This is a genomic window from Hyphomicrobiales bacterium (assembly GCA_039973685.1).
Taxonomy (GTDB): Bacteria; Pseudomonadota; Alphaproteobacteria; order Rhizobiales; family JACESI01; genus JACESI01.
The window spans coordinates 34,331-57,882 of sequence record JBDWKL010000028.1 but is presented as its reverse complement, the minus strand read 5'-3'; the positions used below and the strand labels follow the sequence as shown (position 1 = coordinate 57,882).

The window sequence follows — 23,552 nt, the reverse complement described above, 5'->3', positions numbered from 1 at the left end:
AAAACGGGAGTGCTGTTTCATCACTCCCGTTTATTTTTTTACAAGCTTATAAATTAGCGGTTCTTACAGCTGCTAGAAACCAAATACGCTCGCGCCGCTATCTGCTGACGTCACGACTTTTCTGAAGTTCTGGAAAAGCTCACGTCCCGAACCGACGTTGTTCGCATCGAGGTTGATTTTCTCAGACGGTCGATCCAAAACGCCATCCGTCAAAATCTCAAGCGTTCCCTTCTCACCATCGACTAAAACCAGATCGCCATCACGCAACTTAGCGATAGCCCCATCGTCTAATGCTTCTGGTGACACATGGATCGCAGCAGGCACCTTGCCTGAAGCGCCCGACATCCGCCCGTCAGTCACCAGAGCAACCTTTTGCCCCCGCGCCTGTAGAATAGAAAGCATTGGTGTCAGGCTGTGTAGTTCTGGCATGCCGTTGGCTTTTGGCCCTTGAAAGCGAACAACAACAACCACGTCGCCAGTCAATTCGCCTGCTTGAAACGCCTCTTTCACCTGCACTTGATCCGAGAAGACGCGACATGGCGCTTCAATAACCCGGTTTTTCTCATCAACAGCAGAAACCTTCATCACCGCAGTGCCAAGATTACCATCAAGGCGTTTTAGCCCACCCGTCTCTTGAAACGGCAATGAAACAGGTCTGATGATGCGGTCGTCGAGGCTTTCTGCAGGTCCATCAACCCATTCAACGCCGTCATCTGTCAACTTTGGCTCTTTGGTATGAGAATAAAGCCCCTCACCCATGATCGTTTTCACATCTTCATGCAAAAGACCATTATCAAGAAGATTACGGATAAGCAGGCCAAGACCGCCAGCAGCGTGGAAATGGTTCACGTCAGCAAGGCCGTTTGGATAAACACGCGTGAGAAGCGGAATGGTGTCTGATAGGTCGCTAAAATCTTCCCAGTCGAGGATAATGCCACCTGCCCGAGCCATAGCGATTAAGTGGATAAGTAAATTCGTCGAACCGCCGGTTGCATTCAATCCGACGATGCCATTTACAAAGGCCTTCTCATCCAAAATATCACAAACTGGCGTATAATTATTTCCCAGTGCGCTCAATGACAAAGCATGAACAGCACCTGCTTTGGTCAAGGCGTCGCGAAGTGGTGTGTTTGGATTAACGAAACTCGCACCGGGCAAATGCAGCCCCATGAATTCCATCAACATCTGGTTCGTATTCGCCGTGCCGTAAAAAGTGCAAGTACCTGGCCCGTGATACGACCCCATTTCGCTTTTCAAGAGTGTGTCACGACCTACTTCACCTGTTGCAAATTGCTGGCGAACTTTAGCTTTCTCATCATTGGAGATGCCTGAAGTCATCGGGCCCGCTGGCAAAAACACAGTTGGAATATGCCCAAAGGCTTGAGCGGCGATCACAAGACCTGGAACAATCTTGTCGCAGACCCCAAGAAATACAGCAGCATCATATGTGTTGTGGCTAAGCGCGATACCCGCAGACATGGCGATAGCGTCGCGAGAAAACAGGCTAAGCTCCATTGACGCAGTGCCCTGTGTCACACCGTCACACATTGCAGGAACGCCACCAGCAACTTGGGCGGTCGCACCAATTTCACGCACCGCTTGGCGAATGGCGTCAGGATATACTTCAAACGGTTGGTGCGCTGAAAGCATATCGTTATAGGCAGTTACAATACCTAAATTTCCAGCGTCCTCTTTCACCATAGCAGGTTGGTCTTCCACCACCCCTGCATAAGCGTGAGCTTGGTTGCTACAACCGTGAAGTGAGCGCGCTGGCCCATCAGGCTTTGCCGCCGCCATATTAGCGAGATAGATGCTTCGAGTTTTTTCACTCCGCTCAATAATGCGGTCTGTGACACGTTTTAGTTTATCGTTCAGCGGATGCATTGTGATCAACTTTCTGCGTAATGAATTTCTAAAGCGGAGTGCCCTAAAATTGCGCGCACAGGCGCTTCTTTTTGTTCGCTCATCGCTTTGGCTAAATTAAGAGCGTCTAACTTTGCCTTCCCCACAATAAGCAAGTGAAGGTTGGCGCTGTTTACCAGCACTGGCGCGGTCAACGTGATCCGTTTTTCATCACCTGAAACAGGTGTCACAGCCGCAACATTGCGCTGGCAATCCAAGGAGATCGCCTCTTCAAGCCCTTCCGCCTTTGGGAAGAGACTGGCGATATGCATATCTGCACCCATACCAAGAACACAAACATCAAGCGGGAGCAGTTTTTGAACGCGGTCGTGCAATTCTAAAAGCCCAGCCTCTTGCTCACTGGCACTACTGTGGAGTGATGAAAACTGGGCGTCTTTAGCGTGGTTTATAAGCAGGTTTTCACCAACGAGCTTAGCATTAGAGCGATCAGAAGTTTCATCAACCACCCGCTCATCAGTTGTCGTCACTGTGACGCATTTCCAGTTGATATCGTGCGCCGACAATTCCTGCATGAATGGTGCAGGTGTGGTTCCACCTGGAATGGCAAGACTAGCATGACCGCGCAATTTAATCGCCTGATCAAGTTGATGAGCAACAGTTGCAGCTAACGCCTCGGTTTGCTGTTCGCGGCTATCATAACGTGTAATCAAATCAGTCACTCTCCAAGCCCTCGCCAGCGCCGACCGTCCTTGTGAACCATCATAAGTGCCTCTTCTGGCCCAGCACTTCCAACTTGATACCCGAATGGTTTTTGAGTACCCGCATCCCAAGCCGCAATAATGGGATCCATCCATTCCCAAGCGGTTTCCAACTCATCGTCACGCATGAACAATGTTTGATCACCACGGATAACATCCATGATCAGACGCTCATAAGCATCAGGCGTTGCTTGTGAACTATCAAGTGCATCGGCAAATGACATATCCAGTGGTACTTCCGCCAAGCGCATACCACCTGGGCCGGGTTCTTTGATGGTCATTTTCAAAGTGATCCCCTCATCCGGTTGCAAACGAATGATGAGCTCATTGCCTTTAAGTGGCGCATTCATTGAGAAGATAGAATGCGGTGGTTTTTTGAAGCTAATAACAATCTCGGAAATGCGCTGACGCAGTTTTTTGCCGGTTCGCAAATAAAACGGCGTTCCAGACCAGCGCCAGTTGGAAATGTCCACCTTCATCGCAACGAAACTTTCAGTCCGACTATCTGGGTTCTTCGCATGATCAACGTAATTTTCGCCAGCCTCAGAACTGCGATATTGTCCACGAACAACATCTTCCGCCGCAATCGAATCCAGCGCGCGTAACACCTTCAGTTTTTCATCTCGAACCGCATCAGGCGTAAATCGTGCCGGTGGCTCCATGGCGATTAGGCATAGCAATTGTAGAAGGTGGTTTTGCACCATATCGCGCATAGAACCTGATTTATCAAAATACTCACCACGCCCCTCAACACCCAGTGTTTCGGACACTGAGATTTGGACATGATCAATATTTTGCGCGTTCCATGATTGCTCAAACAATCCATTGGCAAACCGCAATGCCATTAAATTTTGGACCGTTTCTTTGCCAAGATAATGGTCGATGCGATAAATTTGTTTTTCTTCAAAGTTTTGGCGTAGCTTTTGGTTTAGCTCGCGTGCACTGGGAGCATCCTTACCAAACGGTTTTTCAACGATAATGCGCGAGTCCGCGGTTTTAATGCCATACTCGCCAAGCTTTGAAGCAATGTCGCCAAACAACGACGGCGCGACCGATAGATAAAAAGCGCGGATCACATCTTCACGAAAAAGGTCGCGGAGCGTGTCCCACCCAGCATCACCAAAGACATCAATTGGCACATAATCGATGAGGCCGAGAAATTGCTCTAAGGCTTCTTCTTCGTCTTTCGCGACCGACGCGAATTCATGAAATGCGTTTCTGATCGCATCCACAAACCCAGCCTGATCCATGTCGCTACGTGCGGCGCCGATTATTCTGGCCTCTATAGGCATCTGCCCCGCAACGAAACGTTTAAATAAACTCGGGAAAATCTTTCGTTTCGCGAGATCACCCGTCGCACCAAAAACCACCAAATCAAATGGTTGCACCGGAATTGTTTTTGCACTCATAACGAAAGCTCTTGGTTGGACATTGGGTGGCACACCTAATTAAATTTGGCATGGCACGATTGTCGGAAATGACCTGTATAAAAGACTAAACTCGGCCATCTCCAATGAGTGGCCGAGTAAAATCTCAACTAATTCTCGTCAAATGATACCAGTGCCATTCCAGAGGCACCAATACTAAAGCCTATAAAGACCTATCAAGAATCTTCAAAATCTGAGCTTGGTAAGCTTCTTCCGTCACAAGACCCTTGTCTCTTAATGACTTCAATTTAGCCAATTGCTGTTCTGCACTGCCGCTTGATCTTGCGCGCGCTGGCGCAGCGCTGGCTGCAGGTGACTGAGCAACAGATGGTGTTGCAGCTTGCTGCCGTTGCCCACCAATTTGGCCAGCACCAGCTTGTGTCGCTGAATCCAAACCAACCACGACCCAGTCATTACGTACTTTTCCGTGTAGGCGTGCTAACTTCACACTGTCAGTTGCTAAAATGTCGACAGCAATCCGTGATTTTGAGCTTCTTGATCCATCTCTGCCTTGCAACGATTTGCGTGTCTTGCGGATCCCAAATCTATTCGCACTAGAATCCACAGCACCTGTTGCGCGGCCGGCATCATTCAATGCAGAACCAAATATGATGTTAAGTCGGTTACCGCGATAAAACGCCCGCCCTGATGTAACAACGCTAGATGAAGCAAGTAGTTGCTGTCCTGTGCCACCGCGGCTAGATTTTAGGGAAAAGAAAACATCTTGGCCTCTACCCGCTTGCCGGAATGCTTGGACAAGAAAAGGAGTTAGCGTTCTCGCGTCATCATCTAGAAACAAAAAAGACGATCGCTTGTTGCCCCGTGCTCTTGAAACAATATTACCTAAACCGCTCTTTTTTTGAACTTTAAGTGCCCGTAGGGCAAAGTAGACATCACTGTCGCTAAACGAAATGGGATGCTGATTGGATGACGTCTTTTCCGCATCTACAATTTTCACCACACCCAGGGGTGACCGCCAAATATCTTGAGCGCTTGTCGTCGGTGTTGCACCAAAAGTCGCGATTATCGCGACAGCAAACGCAGTTACCCAACCAACAACCATCCGGTCTTTTGAACGTTTACACACAGCACTGGTATTTAGCATATTCTCTAGCTCCAATAATAATAATGGAGAGGCAGAAAATCTGCCTCTCCAAAACTTATACGTTAAATTTTAGAGTTCGAAAACCTAAAAACGTACAGACAATTCAGTAACAATACCGTCGAAACCACCGGTATCGCCTGCAGAGTTTTCATCTTCGTCTTGGTTTACATATTCAACTTTGAATAGTGAACGCTCATCGATGAACCAACCAGCACCAACTTGTAGGCGCTCAAGGTTACCACCATCAACATCATCTGTTGTGTTTCTAACTTGAGTAAAGCGACCAGCTACGTAGAACTTGTCTTTCAACAAGAACTGCTGAATGCCTACACCCCAGAAAGAAATTGAGCTTTCACGTTCGATAACACCGATAGTATTTGGGTTACCACCAGAAGTTTGGTTACCGTCTGCATCAACAAACGAGAAATCTGATTCAGCAAAACCACCCCATGCACGGATCAATGTGCCTGGACCGAAGTTCTGTGAACGGTATTGCGCGTTGAACTGAAGGATTTGACCATCAACACCTGGCAACAAGTTTTGGTGGAAAATACGTGATGACTGACCATCACCATTGCCACCGTTACCACCGAAGCGGTTGTTTGAAGCTAGGAAGTAGTTGTCGCCGTCACCAGCAAACAAGCCATCAGTCTGTACGCCGTCAAGTGAGAAAATGCCTGCAACGTTACCAACTGCAACAGAATCACCCTGACCGATTTGGTCGCCACCGCCACCAAGGAAGAAGCGTGTGCTGAATGATAGACCAGATGTTGTATCTACACCTGCACCAACCAAAAGGTTGAAGCCTTTGTCTGGGTTTGAATCGCCACCAAATGTTGGAACTGTAACCGCTACGTCAGCGCTGTATGACTTAACAAAGCCATCAAGCTGATCGGAGATTACAAGCTGTGCGCCTGATTGAGCAGTACCAAAACTTGTTGGTGAGTTACCGATCAATGGGTTGCCCTGAACAACAGAACCATCTGAGAAGCTGTGCAAGCCATCAAATGTACCAACACCGATGTTACCAGTTTTCAAGTGAACTTCTGGACCATCGTCGAGGCCAGCCAAACCTGTAAGGTTCAAATCAATGAAACCGAAGTCTTGGTTCAATGAGAATGGGTCTAGACCTTGGAAGTCATTTGGCTCTTCCGCAATATCAACAAACGCGAAAATGTTGTCTGTGATGTGGAAAGTTAGTTCCAAGTTAAAGCGAAGACGCTGGAAGCTTGGGTCTGTGTCTGCATTGATTGGGAAGAATGCTGAGTCAGAATCTGCCTCAAGTGCATTGAAGTGCTGTGCAGCACCCAAACCAATTTTCAAACGGCCACCAAATAGTGTTAGTGGATCTTCTTCAGCAGCTGGTGCTTGAATTTCTTCAAGGTCTGCTGCGTTGGCTGTGCCCACCATTGGGAAAACCAGCATTGTAGTAGTTAGAAGAGCTAGTGCGCTGTTGCGTCCTGCCCCGATCAAGCGTTGCCCTAATGTCTCCGCTCTTTCCATATTTTCGATCATTGTAATCCTCCATAAATCACAAGTGGTTGGGTATGTAAGGGTAAACACACCCGTCACATGGCCTAAATATCCACGATTGAAGGGAAAAACGTCAATAGTTAACGAGGCATAAACGAAGCGATTGACTGGAAAACTCGGCCATTTCTCCAAATCACCAATACTAAACAACCTTAAAGATGTACATTTTTGTCTTGAAAATCGATATGCTTAACAGTTCCATTATTTTATTAAGTGGTCGAAATTATCATTTTTAGTAAAATTTTATATTAAATTACAATAACTTAGAATTTAACTCGTAAGACTTTAATCAATCTTCTTTTTCAAAAAAATACACCCCAAAAAATGTCATGTTGCAAATTAGCATCAACCCAAACTAATGTTCCGACCGTTATGGAAAATCGTGGACTTGACAAGTTTTTATATTGGATTTGCGTCAATAAACCACCAGTGCCTTGAATCTTTTCATGCCGACTCGCCTTTCTGAAAAAGACGAACCGTCGAATCGAACAACCTAATAATTTCGACACGAGAAATAATACAAGTTTTGCGCAAATTTCGTATCGTTTGAAAGCTTATGGAATCACATGTAACACCTGAAACACAAGGTGAATTCGCTGCCCAAACCCCCGTTTTTCAAGCAATAGTACGCACTTGAATTAGCCTTTTAATTTACAAACGGATACAGCCGTGCAGGTGCAAATCCACACAACAATGCATGGAAAGAGCACAACAAGCTAGAATAATTGAGGGAGAAGAAACTGTCTAAATTGACAGTATAGTTTCCAAGTTAAATGAGCTACGCAACCCAAATTACTTGGAAATTTCGCACAAAAATGCACGTTAATCAGCCTGAATTGGCGTTCAAATATTGATTACGAGCCGATTTGCTCACGCCAAGGCGGAACAGCGCCCGCTTGGGAAACTGTATAGGCGGCGACATTGTTCGCCATATTCAAAGCATGATGTAGATTATCATTGCTAATGTCAGCAAGGGCCGTCTTTGTTAAACACCCCTTCTCTTCAAGGCCCGCCAAGAAGCCCGCATTGAACGTATCACCGGCGCCAATTGTATCGACGACCTCGACCTTTTTTGCGCTCTGGTGGCACTTTCCAGCTTTGTTATAAGCTGTAACCCCCGCAGAGCCTTCTGTCATTAAGACGACTTTCACGCCTTCTTGCAGCCACTTATCAATCGCTGAATGATGATCGCCGCCCTCGATAATCCAATCAAGGTCCTCGTCAGATACCTTCACAATATCAGCCTTTGAGATCATGCGATTGATGCGGGCACGGTGGCTGATTGCATCAGTAATGAAACTTGTGCGGATATTAGGGTCCAGCGAAATAACGCTATGTGGGGCATTATCTGTCAGCAACGCCTCATAAGCGGAACCACAGGGCTCTGGGATAAGGCTTATGGCACCAAAGTGAAATGCGCTAATCGCTTGAGAAAAACTTGGAATTTTATCGGCACTCAACGAGCGCCCAGCAGAATTTTCATCAAAAAACGAATACTGTGCTTGGCCGTTTGTTAGCTTAACAAAAGCAAGCGTTGTCGGTTGGTCAATTCGGACACAATATTGGGTATCAACTTTGGAATTTTGAAGCGCTTCGATCAATTGATCGCCAAACATATCCGAAGAGATGCCGCTTACCATTCCAGCATCGAGGCCAAGCCGCCCCAATGCTATTGCTGTATTAAAAATCGCCCCGCCAGCGACAGGATAAAACACATCCTCGCCGCTTGGTAGTTGACGAGGAAGCATATCAATTAATGCTTCGCCGCAGCAAATGATCACCGCAAGCGCCCTCCACTGTCTTTATCAAACATATGGATATTTTCAGGATCCGCATTGAAGTGCACAGTATCACCGCGTTTGACGCCTGTTAATTCGACAGCCTTAGCCACAAACTCAACACCAGTCTCCGTGGTAATATGTCCAAGCACATGGTCACCAAGCTGCTCAATAAGGTCAAGCTTACCAGAAATAAGCGCTTGCGCTTTTGTGCAGCTAACCAAGTGTTCAGGTCTAATCCCAATCACTATGTTTTTGCTCAATGCATCAGCGGCAACTTTAATTTTCTTAGCGCCACCAATAGCAAGACTCTTACCTGAAGCCTCGCCATCAAAGAAATTCATTGCTGGACTGCCGATGAAACTAGCCACAAACAGATTATCTGGGCGGTTATAAAGCTCCATAGGTGGGCCAACTTGTTCAACACGTCCATCCCGCAAAACAACAATTTTGTCAGCGAGTGTCATCGCCTCAACTTGGTCATGGGTTACATAGACCATCGTCGCTCCAAGGCGCTCATGAAGGCGTGCGATTTCAAGCCTTGTTTGGCCGCGAAGAGCTGCATCAAGGTTTGATAACGGTTCGTCGAATAGGAATACCTGAGGTTCACGTACAATCGCACGACCAATGGCAACACGTTGGCGTTGGCCGCCTGACAAAGCGCGCGGTGTACGTTCTAAATAGCTCTCGATGTCGAGAATTCGAGCTGCTTCACGTACGCGTTTTTCAATTTCAGCTTCAGGTGTCTTGGCTTGTTTTAAACCAAACGCCATATTGTTATAAACTGTCATGTGTGGGTAAAGCGCATAGGTCTGAAACACCATAGCAACACCACGTTTTGAAGGCGCCACATCGTTTACGACATTATCGCCAATCGACACATCACCGCTTGTAATATCTTCAAGACCAGCGATCATTCGTAGCAATGTAGATTTGCCGCAACCAGATGGTCCAACAAAAACGACAAATTCACCATCTTCAATATCTAAATCGACGCCATGCATAACCTGCAGATCGCCATAAGACTTCTTTACATTCTGAATTGTTACACCGGCCATGATTGCTCCATTTGTTTAATTGCCGACAACATACAAGGCACGAACTCGCCATAACGTTCAGGCAAGTCCCCCCATAATTGTTTTGTTTTGGCAAATTTCTCTTCTGCGCCAACCTCCAAGAGAGGTTCAAGCTGCCCCCACAAAGGTTCATGATAAATAATATGTACTTCACCTAATGAGAACCGCTTGGCATAAACATACCAACTGGCAATACTCGCGAAGCTCTTATAGGGCGTTATGCCTTGCTCCAGGCATGACTCGATCGTTGGACGAATATAGATGGTCATCTTAGAAAACCCATCCATACAAATCCGTTCCAGCTGATCAGCGAGCGCTGGATTAGAAAAGCGATCAGCAACCGTCTCAACATAGACGTTCTTGTCAAACGGCACATCAAGATCAAGCCCTGGCAAAACTTCGCTTTTCTCGAAATCGTAATAGAATTGCAGCAGGTCCGCCCGATCCATAATCTCGTCAAATGTATTTAAACCGGCAAGAGCACCCAAGTAACAAAGAGCTGTATGCCCACCATTCAATATTCTGATCTTGGTCTCTTCAAACGGGTCAACATCATCAACAATTTCCACACCAACTTTATCAAGTTGGGGAGTTGGTGCTGTAAATTTATCTTCTAATACCCATTGCGAGAACGCTTCGGCATGAATTGGATTGAGAGATTGACCAGGAAAGAGTGCTTTGATCTCAGTTTTCAAAGCTCCCGTTGCGCGCGGTGTAATTTTGTCCACCATCGAACAGGGAAAGCCAACATTTTCATTGACCCAATCAATCAACTCGTTTTCGCCACAAGCTTTCAGATAAGCTTTGAAATTACGCGAAAGCATTTTTCCGTTTGCCCGAATATTGTCGCAACAAAAAACGTTAATCGGTTGGTCAATCGTGTCAGCCCGCCCTTTAAGAGCGCGCAGCAAATAAGCATAAACTGAACAGCATTTCTCACCGGCGATTTCGCTCGAAATAAGTTCATCATCGAGATTAAGCGTCATATCGTCGTTTAGATAATAACCGCTCTCTGTAACCGTAACAGAAATGATATGGACACTCGGCAAGCTCGCAAGCTTTTCTGCCTCATCACTATCATTACTCCAATCGGCAAACCGGCAATGCGATCGCACCATTCGAAACGTTTCATCGCCATTTGGAGCTATAGTCTTCAGTAAATAGCCATCACTGTCCGAGATTGCATTGAAAGATTCACTTTCGCTCTCTCTCAAATTCACAGCCGCAATACCCCAGCGCAAATCGCCAGTTGATTCCATATAGTCATCAAAATAAACGGATTGGTGAGCACGGTGAAAGGCACCATAGCCTAGGTGTAAAACGCCAATATCGCACGCTTTATTATCGTATTTCGTTTTCTTAACTACGGGACTACACGTGTCCATTAGGCTGATACTCACTGTAATTCCAAACTATCGGACACAAGGCCTTTAACGGCTATTTCTCGATATTCTTTGGGGGTCAATCCCTTCATCTTCAGGAATTGTCTGTTGAAGTTTGCTAGGTTTTGAAAGCCTACATCAAAGCAGATTGTTGAGATCTGTTTGTCCGTTGAATAAAGCAACGAACAGGCTTGGCTGATGCGAACCCGATTAACGAACTCCGTAAATCTATTGCCAGTTACAATTTGAAAATTCCGAGAAAAAGATGTTGTGCTCATACCGGCCATTTTGGCGACAATCTCAAGTGAGATATTTTCAGCAAAATTCCCGGAAATATAATCAACAACTTCTGCAATACGGGCCTGTTTCGAATTGCCTTCAGGATGAACCATGCCAGCCACTGAAAGTGGCCGTTTTTCGGCATGCTCATTCAATCTGTATAAGAAGCGCAGAAAAGAGACGATACGCTCGACCCCTTTTGCATCTCTGATGCGCTTTAAATGAGTGCGAGCCATATCAGGGCTAAAACCAGTGAACTCAATTCCCGATTTCGCCAATTCCAACAAAGGAACAAACTCACGAAATTCAGGAAAAGCCTTTGTCAGCTGATCGATATTTTCTTGGCTAAACTGAACCAGCATATCACGCACATCCACGGGTGTAGGATTGGTGTACTCATCCGTAATCCAATTGTGCGGTAGGTATGGGCCTGTCAAAAACAAAGAACCAGGTTCGAATTCGCCGATATGATCGCCGATAAATGCTTTTCCATGCGTCTCAGCAACGAAATGCAATTCGTACTCCGCATGGCTATGCCAACGACAAAGTTTCGTCGGCCAGCCATGTTCAAGATAGCGGATACTTTGTATCCCGCGATCCACATACTCAAGTTCTGGTTCAATAATCGACATCGTTCACCACAAATTTCAATTAAAATGCCAAATATAGAGTCGGAGATGATGAAAGCTTCATCATTTGACCGCACCGAAAGTAAGGCCTTGCACCAATTGCTTTTGAGTAAGCCACCCAAAGATCATGATAGGAGCACATGCCAACATTGATACGGCAGACAGTTTCGCCCAGAACAAGCCTTCAGGACTAGAGAATGACGCAACCAAAGATACCAAGGTACCTGCATCACCTGAAGTCAAAGCAATCGACCAAAACGCTTCATTCCACAACAAGACGATCGACAACAACGCCGTCGAAGCAAGACCGCCCCATGCAAGTGGCATAACAATTTGGGTAATCTCGTTCATCGTCGATGTTCCATCCATACGACTTGCTTCTAGAATTTCCTTCGGAATTTCGCGGAAATAATTGAACAAGATCATCATGATAATCGGAAGGTTGATCAGTGAATAAATGATAACCAGCGCAATGCGTGTATCGAGCAAACCAAAATACTGAGAAATCAGGTAGATCGGCATAAGCACACCAACAGCTGGAAGCATTTTCGTTGAAAGCATCCAAAGCAGAATGTCTTTCGTCCAACGCCCCGGGCTAAACGCCATTGCATAAGCACTTGGGATAGCAATCAACATAGCCAAAGCTGTACCGCCAACACTTGTAATGACCGAATTCCAAGCGTGCTTCACGTAATCTGTACGCTCGTTGATCAGTGTGTAGTTTTCAATTGTCGGATCAAAGAACAGCAAAGGTGGCACTGCGATCGCCTGCCCTTCTGTCTTGAAACTTGTCAAAAACATCCAGAAAATTGGGAAGAAAAATAAGATCGTTACAACCCATGCTGCGGTCGTTGCAATCCGATTTTTGAGAACTTCTTTTTGTTTATCAGTCATAGCCACACCCAATTAAACCGTTAGATTTTTGCCGACAGCCTTCACGAGGAAGTATGCGACAATATTAGCTAAGATGATCGCAAAAACGCCACCCGCCGAAGCGCTACCAACGTCAAAGCCAAAGAGAGCTTCTTGGTAGATGAGGAATGTTAAGTTCGTCGATGAAGTACCAGGTCCGCCACTTGTTGTGACAAGGATTTCAGCGAAAACTGAGAGGTGGAAAATCATCTGGATCATAATCACAATTGAGATCGGTCGAGCCAAATGAGGCAGCGTTAGATTCCAGAATTTTGCCCAGAAGCCTGCACCATCAAGGGTGGCAGCTTCCATTTGTTCACGATCCTGACTTTGCAAAGAGGTCATGAAAATAAGGATAGCAAACGGGGTCCACTGCCAACTCACTATCAATATGATAGAAAAGAGCGGGAGATCTGCGAGCCATTCGATGGGGGTAGCCCCAAAGAAGCGAGATACAACGGCGAGTAGACCTTGAATAGGGTCCATCATCATGTTTTTCCAAAGCAGCGCATTGACTGTTGGCATGATAAAGAATGGAGAAATCAACATGACCCGCGCAATGCCCCGACCAGGGAATGGACGGTCAATCAAAATAGCAATCGCGAGGCCTAAGAATACTGTTATTGCGAGGACGGAGCCAACCAAAATAAGCGTATTTAATACGGCAGGCCAAAAACGAGGATCGGTATAGAAGAACTCGTAGTTCGACCACCCAATAAATCCAGACAACTGAGGCTTCTGCAACAGGTAGCGCTGGGTCGAGAAATAAACTGTCATTGACAGTGGCACAATCATCCATATGAGCAATAAGATAATGCTCGGCGCTTGCAGCCATCTTGCTAAAGTCGGATTCATGATGCCTCCTCGGTGGAAAAAAGCTCTGGTGCACGAGGCACCAGAGCCGTTACGTAGATGCTCCGGAAATCATCCAAACCGGATCATCGACTACTTCTTAGTAATAGCCAGCCTTGCGCATTTCGCGGTCGGCAGCTGCTTGGGAGTTCTTCAAAGCTTCCTTAACTGAGATTTGTCCAGCAAGTGCAGCTGTCATTTGCTGACCTACCGCAACACCAATTGACTGGAACTCAGGGATCGCAGCGAACTGTACACCAACATATGGTGATGGGTTCAGCGTTGAATCTTCTGGGTTAGCAGAAAGGATAGCTTTAAGCTCGGCTTCATCAAAAGTCGCAGCTTCCTGGAACTTAGGATTGTCGTAAGTAGACTGACGTGTACCAGTTGGAACACTTCCCCAGCCGTTTCTTGAAGCTACAAGCTCGATGTACTCTTTAGATGTCGCCCATTCGATGAACTTTTTAGCATCGTCAGCTTGCTTTGATCCAGCAGGGATCGCAAGAGACCAAGCCCAAAGCCAGTTAGCGCCCTTAGTGGTCACTTTCTGTGGAGCTTGTGCGAAAGCCATCTTATCAGCAACTTTAGACTGTTTTGGATCTGTTACGAATGACGCAGCAATTGTTGCATCAATCCACATACCACAACGACCTTCGTTGATGAGTGCGAGGATTTCATTGAATGAATTACCTTCTGATCCTGGAGGACCATATTTAGTTAGAAGGTCTACATAGAATGATACAGCAGCTTCCCACTCTGGGCTATCAAGTGCTGGTGTCCAGTCTTGATTAAACCATTGTGCGCCGAAGCTGTTTGCCATGGTCGTAATAAACGCCATGTTGTCGCCCCAGCCTGGTTTACCGCGCAAGCAGATACCAAACACGCCATCATCTGGCTTGTGAAGTGCTGCAGCTACATCTTTAATGTGATCCCAGCTTGGGTTGTCTTCGATTTTAAGACCAGCGCCCTCAACCAAGTCCTTACGGTACATGATCATTGAGCTTTCGCCGTAGAATGGTGCAGCATAAAGCTTACCATCGTAGCTCAAGCCACCGCGCATAGCTGGCAAGATGTCATCAACATCGTAGCTAGCATCGAATTCCAACGGAACAAGCCAATTTTGCTTACCCCAGATCGGTGCTTCGTACATACCAATTGTCATAACGTCGAATTGGCCGCCTTTAGTGGCGATGTCTGTTGTAACACGTTGGCGTAGAGTGCCTTCTTCAAGTGTTACCCAGTTAAGTTTGATACCAGGATTCGCTTTTTCGAATTCCGGTGTAAACTTTTGCATTTCTACCATGTGACCGTTGTTTACAGTCGCAATCGTTAGTTCGCCAGCGAATGCTGTCAATGCAGTAGTCGTTGTGAACGCAGCTGCCAACATACAGCTCTTAAATGCTTTCATTGTTTCCTCCCTAGAAATTAACTCAGCTTTTTGAGTAGGTTAAATCTACAATGAAAACCCTACCATCGGGCTAGTATTAATCAACATCATAATTGTATTTTTTTGCGGGCTATTTTCCCAAATCACAATATTAGCGTTCTTAAAGTATTAGTCGCTGGACATTCCAATCCACAACGACCATTCTGCGATTGCTAATACAACCTCATGCACCAGCACCCTTCCCCACAACTTATGTTCGCCAAATTTGATAGATAGAAATTATAGTATAATTACATAGACTTAGGGTTTTTCAGTTTGATGCTTCACCATTTAAACCGCACCCAAAAAGTGTACTTTATAAAATATCACCGAGAGAGTATTCATAGAGCAACGCAGACAACTTTTATCGTCAAGAGAAACTAATTTTACTATAGCCTCATCGATAATTGCCTGATTTTTATGCAATTACTCTTGTTATAAATTAAGTGGATTATTTTGTTTTACGCACTGAGGTAATGCAGCCCCTATTCTACAGGTAGAGGTATAAAACTACTTCTAGCCATGAATGCACGTTAGAAACTACAGCTCAAAATAGTAATGGTCGAAGCTATGGCGATTATGAGATTTCGCGCATACTGGTTTGCTTAAAATTTATCATTACAGCGAAAATCACTCTGTGACGCAGCCCATCCACATTTGGATTTATTGGAACGAAAGCAACCCTGCTGTGGGAGAACCAAGATATACAAAATAACTGGGAGTTAATTATGGAGCGGGTAGCGGGAATCGAACCCGCATATTCAGCTTGGAAGGCTGCTGCACTACCATTGTGCTATACCCGCATCCGTTGATCACTATAACACAAAAAACCAGGGGTTGATGGTGGAGGAGGTTGGATTCGAACCAACGTAGGCATAGCCAGCGGATTTACAGTCCGCCCCCTTTAGCCACTCGGGCACTCCTCCCTATCAACGTAACGAGCGGGTAAGCTCGCCTTTCGTCAAATTTGACGGGATATCATCTGGTAATCAGTGATGATCGAACTGGTTTATGGCGATATGGAACCGACCTGTCAATGGAAAATAACGCGGTAATTTCAACTCTCTCTGTTCTTTCTTGGTTGAAGGGTCTAGGGATGGTGAAATTGTGAAACACAAAACCATGGATACGCTTGAACATGAGCACGAGACGCAACCAAAATTCCTCAAAGTCGGGTGATCAAAAAAAACAACAAAGACACACGACAAAGCCGAAGAAGCGCCCCTCTCTTGGACTTAGTGGTGACGAAATTGTGCTTTATGGCTCGCACGCCGTTACAGCTGCGATCGCAAACCCGAACCGACAGATCAAACGATTCCTCGCAACGGAACAGGCTGCCGACAAACATTTTGATGAAGCCAAAGCGCGTGGGCTTACCATTGCTGTCGTTGATAATGATGAGATCAATGCAATCACGGGCGCTGGTGCCGTTCACCAAGGCCTCGCCCTTATCACCCGCCCCTTAGAAGGTGGCGACATTCATGATGCTGATACCATGTCGTTGGTTGTCGTGCTGGATCAAATCACCGACCCGCATAATGTCGGCGCAATTATTCGTTCAGCCGTTGCTTTGGGCGCTGAAGCCGTAATTTCAACGCACAAGAACGCACCGCGCGAAAATGGCCTCATGGCAAAAATCGCTTCTGGCGGATTAGATCATATTGAGATGATACAAGTGAGCAACCTCGCGCAGACGCTTGATAAGCTCCAAAGCTTCGACTTCTTGACCGTTGGCCTTGATAGCGAAGGCCCCAAAGACATGACCGAGAGCTTACACGGTAACAAGATCGCTCTTGTGCTTGGCGCCGAAGGCCAAGGCCTAAGACGCCTCACACGGGAACGCTGTGACATTCTGGCGCGTTTGGACATGCCCGGCGAGATTAAAAGCCTCAACGTATCAAATGCCGCCGCCCTATCGCTTTACCTAGCGCGGCAGCATCTTGGAAAGACAAGCAGCGAGGCTTAACTCTCGTCTATTGGCAGTACCCTGCCCCAGAACGGACAACGGTCGCATTATCTGCAACTGAAATGATTCGTGCGCGGCGATTGCAGCGCGCGATTTCCTGATCGCTCAATGTCTGCTCAGGCTTTATCAAGGTTGAGGATCCAATTGAGCGCTTGTCGCGCACTTGTTTTGTAAAGGCTGAAAAAGTCTTCACATTGCGGATGATGTTCACACCGGCATTTTCTTCAACAACCACCAACGCATTGGCAGGAACGGTTGCTGCAAAACCAGTCACAAGCATCGACAAAGCGAGTGTTACGGACTTAAGCATTGTTATTTTCATCATTGGCTTACTTGCTCCCTTGAGCATCAGATTTAAAAGTAAGCGCACCACATCAAGCGACCCGCAAAGGCCGCCCGCACCGTGGTTAATAAAAGGTAAATGATGAATTTAATCAAGCCCATCACGCTTTATTTCTGAAATTCCCCCTCACCTTATGGTGTTGAACGCATACAGCGAACAAGCCACTTTTTTCCCTCCAAATCACTCACCAAACCTGAAATCCGGTAAGAAAATTTGACAATCTCAACACCAAAACAGCGAGATGATACATTCTATGTCTGATTTCTTAGTTTTCGGCTTGATATCCCTTTAGCTTTTCTGTAACCCAGTCCGTGGAGACGTGGCCGAGTGGCTGAAGGCGCGCCCCTGCTAAGGGCGTATACGGGGAACCGTATCGAGGGTTCGAATCCCTTCGTCTCCGCCACTAATTCTATTTAAATTCTTGTTTTTAAATAGGTTGTTTGTTTTAGAACCCCTTCAATCATTACCATAATCATAACCAAGGCTTTGATTGCATCGTCAAACGACCCTTTGTGCAACCTTTGTGTTTTCCATCGCATTCCACGATAAAACGCTTCGAGTTCTGATTTATCAAATTTCATAACATTGCCAGACCGTGAGCCAGTCAAGCGTCTGAACGCAATCTTGTCGTTGGCTGATCCTCCCCCACTGAATTGGTCCACCTGATTTCATTCCAGGCCGCCTACTAGGTTAGGCCTACGACACGGCTTGCTATGTATTCGCGACACCTGAACATCCAAACACCGAAAAGTGCCATAAATAAACTGCCAATCCCCCATAAGAAAATACCGGTTAAAGTTTGGAATTTCCCCTGCCGCGGATTATATCGCGCATCAAAAATGTCTCCAACATCACCTGAAAAGCGGATAGCCCTGTGGCTATGGCGGTCTCCTTTAAATTCGCCTTCGACAACTTGATAAGTCTCATGCGTCCGCTTTTTTCGCTTTTTACAAATTCAATGCTTTCAGCAGGTGAGAGGCCACAACAGCCCTCTCTAGTTCTAGCTCTAGGCTATTCCTTGTCCCAAGCAAGATGAGGGTCTGATACGGCTCTCTCATTACGCCCATGCCGATAACCAGAAATCGCCGTGTAGACCTCTTTTCTTAGACGATTAAGACCACCCAATGCCTGAAATTCATCGGGCGTTCTTGCTGGATTAAAATCTGAATGCTCGCAAAAATCGTCACTATGGGCGTTCGCAAAATCCTGCTTTGGAATTTTGATGCGGCCAATTTCTTGAAACGGCATCACGTCCTCGCTCCAGTCCGCTGATGCATCTTCAACAGAAACCGACCCGTCATTGACCTGTACAGATAACGCAAAACACGCAGGCGCAACATCGAGATGCTTTTTCAAATTTCCCCTTAAATAATTAGGGTTGCTCTTATCGAGATTTAACACGACATCGGCTTGGTCTACTGTGCACGCCTTTGCTGTATATTTAATCTGTTGCTTGTCACCGAAACCATAAGGCGACATTGAAAAATACTGCATGTTGAGCGGCGTGGTAATTTCCAAACTGCTGTTTGTGTAAGCATCTATAAATGGCCGTATACGCCAGCTGAATGGATTTAAATTTGGCATGAAATATTTTCTCAAGCCATCGGGTTTGCCAATAAGAACCCCAGCTTTCACAAAGTCGAAATAGTCCACTGGATTAGGTGAGAAGAAAACCGGATAATTGCCAAGAAGAATATCAAACTGATCAACAGGCCCCGTTTCCGATGCTTTGGTTGTTGGTGGCGTATTGAGAATTTTCAACGCTAAACCACGGCCATCAAAATCAATATCATGGCGAGGTTTGAAAGCACCATTGGAAAAGCGCACCCACGCCTTATATTCCGCGCCCGCATTGGCAAACATGCCCACCTTCAAATTCTGAGGCAACTCGTCTTCAACCTCAAACGTTGCCTTCAAGCAGCCATGAGATTTCGCATGTGCATCCCGCGTTACCGTTCCTGGCTGAGCACGAGTTGCCCCTTCCAAGTCCGCAATAATTTGTTTGATGATCGCATCAAACGTTGCACGCTCAAGATCTTCCGCGCCCCTCAGCTCTGGCGGCAATTTGTTCTCAAATTTATCCGCTCCCCACAAAATCGCGGTCACGCCTATAAGGCTTAACCCTGCTATTTTTAAGGTTTTACTCAACCGTGACATCTAACAAACCGCCTATAATGTTTTCAAATAAGCGATGAGCGCCATGCGATCCTCGTCGCTAAACTTTTCATTGCCGTAATCATGCCCTCGGTTGGTGTTGCCATCAACAGAGTTCAAAGCACCACCCGTACTGTTACGCGCCTCAAACAGAAAACGATTTGCTTCCGTTTTATTGGTGATGAAACCGACCTTAACTGGATCATATTCATAACTGCCCGTCCAAAACCAATTAGGACGCTGGTCTGCAGGCAAGAGTAAATCATACAATGTAGGAACCGATCCATTGTGTAAGAAAGGCGCTGTTGCCCATATGCCATTCAAAGGGCGACTTGTGTAACCGAGATAATTGTTTCTTACATCATGTCCCGAAAGCAGGAGACAGACCCGCAAACAGTCTTCCAAACGCTTCGCTTTATCAGTCTTTCGATCGTAGTTTTGCCATTCGCTGCCCAGCTCAACCACGGACGCGTCATCATCAATTCCACCTATTCCTCTGGGAATACTCGGCGCACTTAAGAAGCTAGTACCAATCAATTCAGTCACATTGCTCTGATTGGCAGCCAGAATACCCGCAACCGTTAGGCTCAAAAGCTTACTTGCTTCTATCTTCTCACCCAAGGCAACAGGATCACCGCGCTCAATACTCTTGAAATCAACATTAGACGCAACCGCCCGATCACTGCTCCACAATCCTGTGCGCAGCGTCGCTGAATAAGCATTGCACGCCATCCAAGGATCGGTAGACAGTTTTTCGATGCGCTGATTGTGTAGGTTTTTAGGAAGGTACTGTAATCGCTCTTCAGCAATTTTCGCCGAGCTTGCTAGATAGTTCTCCTGAACAACGATGTCCCGCTTTGTATCCGTGCGGTCGACCACATCATGGCACAGAAGACAATTTTGTTGATAAAGGTCCTCCCCTCGCGCAACGAGCTTTGCCTCGTTCTTTTTTTCCTCTTCATCATGGGGACCAAAAATCTTTGTCGGCCATTTAGGCGAGCGCATATGTTCTGTTGATTTTTCAAGGCTGTATAGATTTTTAAGATCAACGCTTGATGCAAAACCATCTTTATCGATCTTTTTCTCAACGGTCACATCCCCAAAAACACCAATAAATTCGCCCATATTTCTGGCAAGTGCACCAACATCAACACCCCAAAAATAAACCCGTGGTGCAGCACCGTTATATTGCACCTTATTGTATTGCGGCGCGCTCCAGATGAAAGGGATACTTACCGGCGCATCAGGCTGGTTAAATTCTTGATCGCCATCTTTAAGCAGCAAGGCGATCTTGTTGTAGATGTGGCCAAAGGCATCAATCCTGCCATACCCATATTTGACGAAGGTGAAATTGCTAGAAGCCTCTCGTTTTTGCCAATCAAGAACCTTTTTAAACTCGGTTCTCAGTTTGTCGCCATATTCAGCCTTAGCTTCAGCATCCACCAAAATCTTCGACGCAAAACGGTCCCACTTGGCCTTTTCGATATACGTCTCTTCAAGCGCTAAATTGAACTCATACATAAATGACTGGAAGTTCATAAGCGAACCACCACCATCAACTCTCATTTCCTGCCCCTTGTAGGTGATACGGGAGGTATGGCAGGCAGAACAGGTAAATCCAGCCCAATATTCTTTATCTGTTTGGTTCGGCTTCCATCGTAATTGAGTGCGCGAAAAATTAAGGTCAGATTGATTATTGAGCGCCATTCCAAGCGTCAGCTGCGCCAAATTCTCACGATCGGGCACATGGACTCTTCTTGGAATAAAGTTATGAGATTCTACGTGGTCTGGATCCATAAAAAGAGCCGTGGATCCCCGCTGCTCCAGCGCTTCCATCCATTCAAGCGGCAAAAGGCGCGAACCTTGGGTTGCCTCATACCAAAATGCTCTCGATTCATCATCCCAGCCTTGATCCAGCTCAACATTAATCGCAGGATCGTCAGGCGATGCCTTATAGGCACCCTCACTATAGTTTTGGCCTGAAAAATATTGAGTACCAATAAATATTGCTTCCAGTATAAGTACAGGTAATACAAACCAAAATATTCGCTTCATAAGCACTTCCCGAAATTATTGCTTAATAAGCATGTATACTGACGAGATAAGGCCAAGTCTATTCACAATTGACCTAATCTTGATCACATTTGACAGCCAAAATAGATTGGCCAGATAGAAGCTTGATGATAAATTATGTCGAGACGAAAACGAGACGCCCTTTATGCGTTAACACCGCTCCTTCGCGCGTTTAAATTGGAACAGTTCATGTCTATCTCGATTAAAGCCATTTTGACTTTTTTTATTCTCGCTGTTTCCACGAATCTCGGCTCGTTACGCGCCCAAGACACCGCAGCAACTTGGCAAGCTGAGCAGACGTTTCGCCGCGCAGCACATGAAGCTTATCTCCAAAAACACCGCGTTGATTATGCATGGTTTGCCAAACATGCATTCAGTCAGAGCGACGGCATACCTTTCATTCTTTTAAAATTACTCCCACGGGTCGCGCCTGAGCATTGGGGCAGCAAAGAGAATTTCCTTGATGTCGTTGGTCTCTTCCACGATGAACGTGACCTCAATTACCCCATCGCAAGCGGCATAGGCCTGAGCTTTTTCAATCGAGAAACTCTGCCAACCGATAGCGTCGATTACACAAGTGTAACCTGTGGCTCTTGCCATATTGGCCGCATCAAAGACGATGATGACAAGACCATTTATCTTGATGGCGGGATTAATTCAGAATTCAACATCGTTCAATTCAAACTGCGCATTTTCAAATCTGTGCAAGCCATTGTTGACGGCGCAAGGGACGACGCTGGCAAGCGCGAAAAAGCCTCGACTATTTTCTTAAACGCGCTCGATAAAGTTCACGCGGAAAACCCGAATTACTTTTATCAAAACTACCAATACCAAGGCCGCCACCTAAACGCAGACTATGAACGCTCCCAAATTGAAAACTTTAAGCGTCAAGCACCGAAACTCATTGATGCCTTCATAACCAAAGCAGAACAAGACTATGAGGCCTTAGAGATCTTAAAGGATCAAAGTTACAAAGCGCTCGGTCAGGCTTTTTGGGATGGTACGCCCGGCATGGCGGACGCAACAGGCATCAGCACCACCGGCGGCTTCAACAAAATAGAGGGCTTTTTTGATCGCCTTATTGCTTGGTGGTTTATCAAACCACCAACACCAGGCATAACCGACTTCATGGCCGTATGGCAGCAAGATAGACGGAAAGTTAGCTGGGACAGTGACAAGCTCAATATTCATAACGGCGGCGGCCAATGGAACGGCAATATTCCGCTGCCGATTTACCGCAACCTTGCAGCTCAGCTAACCTCGGGCTTGAACGACAATGATATTCGTGTTTCCGCTTATTCAAGCAAGTTGCTGAGCGCTCTACCCGCCCCTGTTTATCCTTTTGAGGTGGATACCAAACTTGCGAGCAAAGGCCGCGCTCTTTTTGAAGAAAATTGTAGTGCCTGCCATCGCGATAATAACGGCACAGTCTATGACAACCTAGGAACAGAATTTAATCGCGCCAAGATTGTAACCTCCCCCATTCGCGATGCGGGAGTAGCGCGTCTTGCAAGCGTTTGTTCGCCTTCCACGGAAGTAAAAATACACGGTCAATCCGCGCGCCCTTGCGCCGAGTTTGACGGCGTTTCGCTTGTTGGCCGCGAAGACCTGATCATGGCAGACTCAGGCCAGCAGCTTGGATACAACGCCCTTCCCCTTGGTGGCATATGGGCACAAGCCCCTTACCTCCATAATGGCTCTATCCCAACGCTCTACCACCTGCTGATGCCTAAAAGTAGACCCGATCAATTTGTGAAAAGCAGATTATCTTACGACAAGACCAAACTGGGCTTTTCATGGCAAATGCCTTTATCCGATAAAGATCAGAATTCTGCCGCTTACGTCTTTGACACCAAGATAGCCGAGGTTTTAAGCAACCAAGGTCACGACAAAGACATTAGCGCCGACAGCAACACTTATAAGCTAGACTGGTCGAACGACCCTGAAGGCGCAAAGGCGCTGATCGAATATTTGAAAACGCTGTAAGCGGGCAATT

The 23,552-nt window shown here is 46.3% G+C and carries 17 protein-coding genes and 3 tRNA genes; 3 read left to right on the top strand and 17 right to left on the bottom strand.

Features of this window, described 5'->3' with window-relative positions; all coding sequences use genetic code 11:
- Positions 1-72: 72 nt before the first annotated feature.
- From edd to ABJO30_08220, 14 genes are all read right to left on the bottom strand, one after another.
- Positions 73-1,884 (bottom strand): phosphogluconate dehydratase, encoded by a 1,812-nt coding sequence (gene edd, locus ABJO30_08285; protein MEP3232809.1) that lies wholly within the window; start codon positions 1,882-1,884, stop codon positions 73-75.
- A gap of 5 nt (positions 1,885-1,889) precedes the next feature.
- Positions 1,890-2,582 (bottom strand): 6-phosphogluconolactonase, encoded by a 693-nt coding sequence (gene pgl, locus ABJO30_08280; protein MEP3232808.1) that lies wholly within the window; start codon positions 2,580-2,582, stop codon positions 1,890-1,892.
- Positions 2,579-4,030 (bottom strand): glucose-6-phosphate dehydrogenase, encoded by a 1,452-nt coding sequence (gene zwf / locus ABJO30_08275; GenBank protein MEP3232807.1) that lies wholly within the window; start codon positions 4,028-4,030, stop codon positions 2,579-2,581. The genes pgl and zwf overlap by 4 nt, the downstream gene beginning before the upstream one ends.
- A 181-nt stretch (positions 4,031-4,211) precedes the next feature.
- Positions 4,212-5,153: an SHOCT domain-containing protein gene (locus tag ABJO30_08270; protein MEP3232806.1), complete on the bottom strand. Its 942-nt coding sequence runs from the start codon at positions 5,151-5,153 to the stop codon at positions 4,212-4,214.
- Between the two features lie 84 nt (positions 5,154-5,237).
- Positions 5,238-6,668: a hypothetical protein gene (locus ABJO30_08265; GenBank protein ID MEP3232805.1), complete on the bottom strand. Its 1,431-nt coding sequence runs from the start codon at positions 6,666-6,668 to the stop codon at positions 5,238-5,240.
- Between the two features lie 872 nt (positions 6,669-7,540).
- Positions 7,541-8,467 (bottom strand): carbohydrate kinase, encoded by a 927-nt coding sequence (locus ABJO30_08260; GenBank protein MEP3232804.1) that lies wholly within the window; start codon positions 8,465-8,467, stop codon positions 7,541-7,543.
- Entirely contained in the window at positions 8,464-9,522 is a 1,059-nt protein-coding gene (gene ugpC / locus ABJO30_08255; GenBank protein ID MEP3232803.1) for a sn-glycerol-3-phosphate ABC transporter ATP-binding protein UgpC, read from the bottom strand. The genes ABJO30_08260 and ugpC overlap by 4 nt, the downstream gene beginning before the upstream one ends.
- Positions 9,510-10,925, bottom strand: coding sequence for a mannitol dehydrogenase family protein (locus ABJO30_08250; GenBank protein ID MEP3232802.1), 1,416 nt, complete (start codon positions 10,923-10,925; stop codon positions 9,510-9,512). The genes ugpC and ABJO30_08250 overlap by 13 nt, the downstream gene beginning before the upstream one ends.
- A gap of 11 nt (positions 10,926-10,936) precedes the next feature.
- A complete protein-coding gene (locus ABJO30_08245) occupies positions 10,937-11,833 on the bottom strand; it encodes an AraC family transcriptional regulator (GenBank protein MEP3232801.1) in 897 nt (298 codons plus the stop codon).
- A 60-nt stretch (positions 11,834-11,893) separates the two neighbouring features.
- A complete protein-coding gene (locus ABJO30_08240; GenBank protein MEP3232800.1) occupies positions 11,894-12,724 on the bottom strand; it encodes a carbohydrate ABC transporter permease in 831 nt (276 codons plus the stop codon).
- Positions 12,725-12,736: 12 nt separating this feature from the next.
- Entirely contained in the window at positions 12,737-13,597 is an 861-nt protein-coding gene (locus ABJO30_08235) for a sugar ABC transporter permease (GenBank protein ID MEP3232799.1), read from the bottom strand.
- Positions 13,598-13,694: 97 nt separating this feature from the next.
- Positions 13,695-14,981 (bottom strand): sugar ABC transporter substrate-binding protein, encoded by a 1,287-nt coding sequence (locus ABJO30_08230; protein ID MEP3232798.1) that lies wholly within the window; start codon positions 14,979-14,981, stop codon positions 13,695-13,697.
- 768 nt (positions 14,982-15,749) lie between these two features.
- Positions 15,750-15,823: transfer RNA gene (locus ABJO30_08225), tRNA-Gly, on the bottom strand.
- 38 nt (positions 15,824-15,861) lie between these two features.
- Positions 15,862-15,946: transfer RNA gene (locus ABJO30_08220), tRNA-Tyr, on the bottom strand.
- Between the two features lie 212 nt (positions 15,947-16,158).
- Here ABJO30_08220 and rlmB point away from each other — a divergent pair.
- The gene (gene rlmB / locus ABJO30_08215; protein ID MEP3232797.1) at positions 16,159-16,986 is read left to right on the top strand and encodes a 23S rRNA (guanosine(2251)-2'-O)-methyltransferase RlmB; all 828 of its coding nucleotides are present in this window, start codon (positions 16,159-16,161) and stop codon (positions 16,984-16,986) included.
- 7 nt (positions 16,987-16,993) lie between these two features.
- Here the strand turns inward: rlmB and ABJO30_08210 are convergent, their stop codons facing one another.
- Positions 16,994-17,311, bottom strand: a complete 318-nt coding sequence (locus ABJO30_08210; protein ID MEP3232796.1) for a hypothetical protein — start codon at positions 17,309-17,311, stop codon at positions 16,994-16,996.
- A gap of 331 nt (positions 17,312-17,642) precedes the next feature.
- On the opposite strand from ABJO30_08210, the gene ABJO30_08205 reads away from it, so the two are divergent.
- Positions 17,643-17,732: transfer RNA gene (locus tag ABJO30_08205), tRNA-Ser, on the top strand.
- A gap of 608 nt (positions 17,733-18,340) precedes the next feature.
- Here the strand turns inward: ABJO30_08205 and ABJO30_08200 are convergent.
- On the bottom strand, positions 18,341-19,486 hold the full coding sequence (locus tag ABJO30_08200; protein ID MEP3232795.1) for a catalase: 1,146 nt from the start codon (positions 19,484-19,486) through the stop codon (positions 18,341-18,343).
- Positions 19,487-19,498: 12 nt separating this feature from the next.
- Positions 19,499-21,538 (bottom strand): di-heme-cytochrome C peroxidase, encoded by a 2,040-nt coding sequence (locus tag ABJO30_08195; GenBank protein ID MEP3232794.1) that lies wholly within the window; start codon positions 21,536-21,538, stop codon positions 19,499-19,501.
- Positions 21,539-21,745: 207 nt separating this feature from the next.
- Between ABJO30_08195 and ABJO30_08190 the strand changes: the two genes are divergently transcribed.
- Entirely contained in the window at positions 21,746-23,542 is a 1,797-nt protein-coding gene (locus tag ABJO30_08190) for a cytochrome C (protein ID MEP3232793.1), read from the top strand.
- Positions 23,543-23,552: the final 10 nt, after the last annotated feature.

Coding starts and splice junctions, on each gene's coding strand:
- edd (MEP3232809.1), bottom strand. CDS start 1,884: ATGCATCCGCTGAACGATAAACTAAAACGTGTCACAGACCGCATTATT.
- zwf (MEP3232807.1), bottom strand. CDS start 4,030: ATGAGTGCAAAAACAATTCCGGTGCAACCATTTGATTTGGTGGTTTTT.
- ABJO30_08270 (MEP3232806.1), bottom strand. CDS start 5,153: ATGCTAAATACCAGTGCTGTGTGTAAACGTTCAAAAGACCGGATGGTT.
- ABJO30_08265 (MEP3232805.1), bottom strand. CDS start 6,668: ATGATCGAAAATATGGAAAGAGCGGAGACATTAGGGCAACGCTTGATC.
- ugpC (MEP3232803.1), bottom strand. CDS start 9,522: ATGGCCGGTGTAACAATTCAGAATGTAAAGAAGTCTTATGGCGATCTG.
- ABJO30_08250 (MEP3232802.1), bottom strand. CDS start 10,925: ATGGACACGTGTAGTCCCGTAGTTAAGAAAACGAAATACGATAATAAA.
- ABJO30_08245 (MEP3232801.1), bottom strand. CDS start 11,833: ATGTCGATTATTGAACCAGAACTTGAGTATGTGGATCGCGGGATACAA.
- ABJO30_08240 (MEP3232800.1), bottom strand. CDS start 12,724: ATGACTGATAAACAAAAAGAAGTTCTCAAAAATCGGATTGCAACGACC.
- ABJO30_08235 (MEP3232799.1), bottom strand. CDS start 13,597: ATGAATCCGACTTTAGCAAGATGGCTGCAAGCGCCGAGCATTATCTTA.
- ABJO30_08230 (MEP3232798.1), bottom strand. CDS start 14,981: ATGTTGGCAGCTGCGTTCACAACGACTACTGCATTGACAGCATTCGCT.
- rlmB (MEP3232797.1), top strand. CDS start 16,159: ATGAGCACGAGACGCAACCAAAATTCCTCAAAGTCGGGTGATCAAAAA.
- ABJO30_08210 (MEP3232796.1), bottom strand. CDS start 17,311: ATGATGAAAATAACAATGCTTAAGTCCGTAACACTCGCTTTGTCGATG.
- ABJO30_08200 (MEP3232795.1), bottom strand. CDS start 19,486: ATGTCACGGTTGAGTAAAACCTTAAAAATAGCAGGGTTAAGCCTTATA.
- ABJO30_08195 (MEP3232794.1), bottom strand. CDS start 21,538: ATGAAGCGAATATTTTGGTTTGTATTACCTGTACTTATACTGGAAGCA.
- ABJO30_08190 (MEP3232793.1), top strand. CDS start 21,746: ATGTCTATCTCGATTAAAGCCATTTTGACTTTTTTTATTCTCGCTGTT.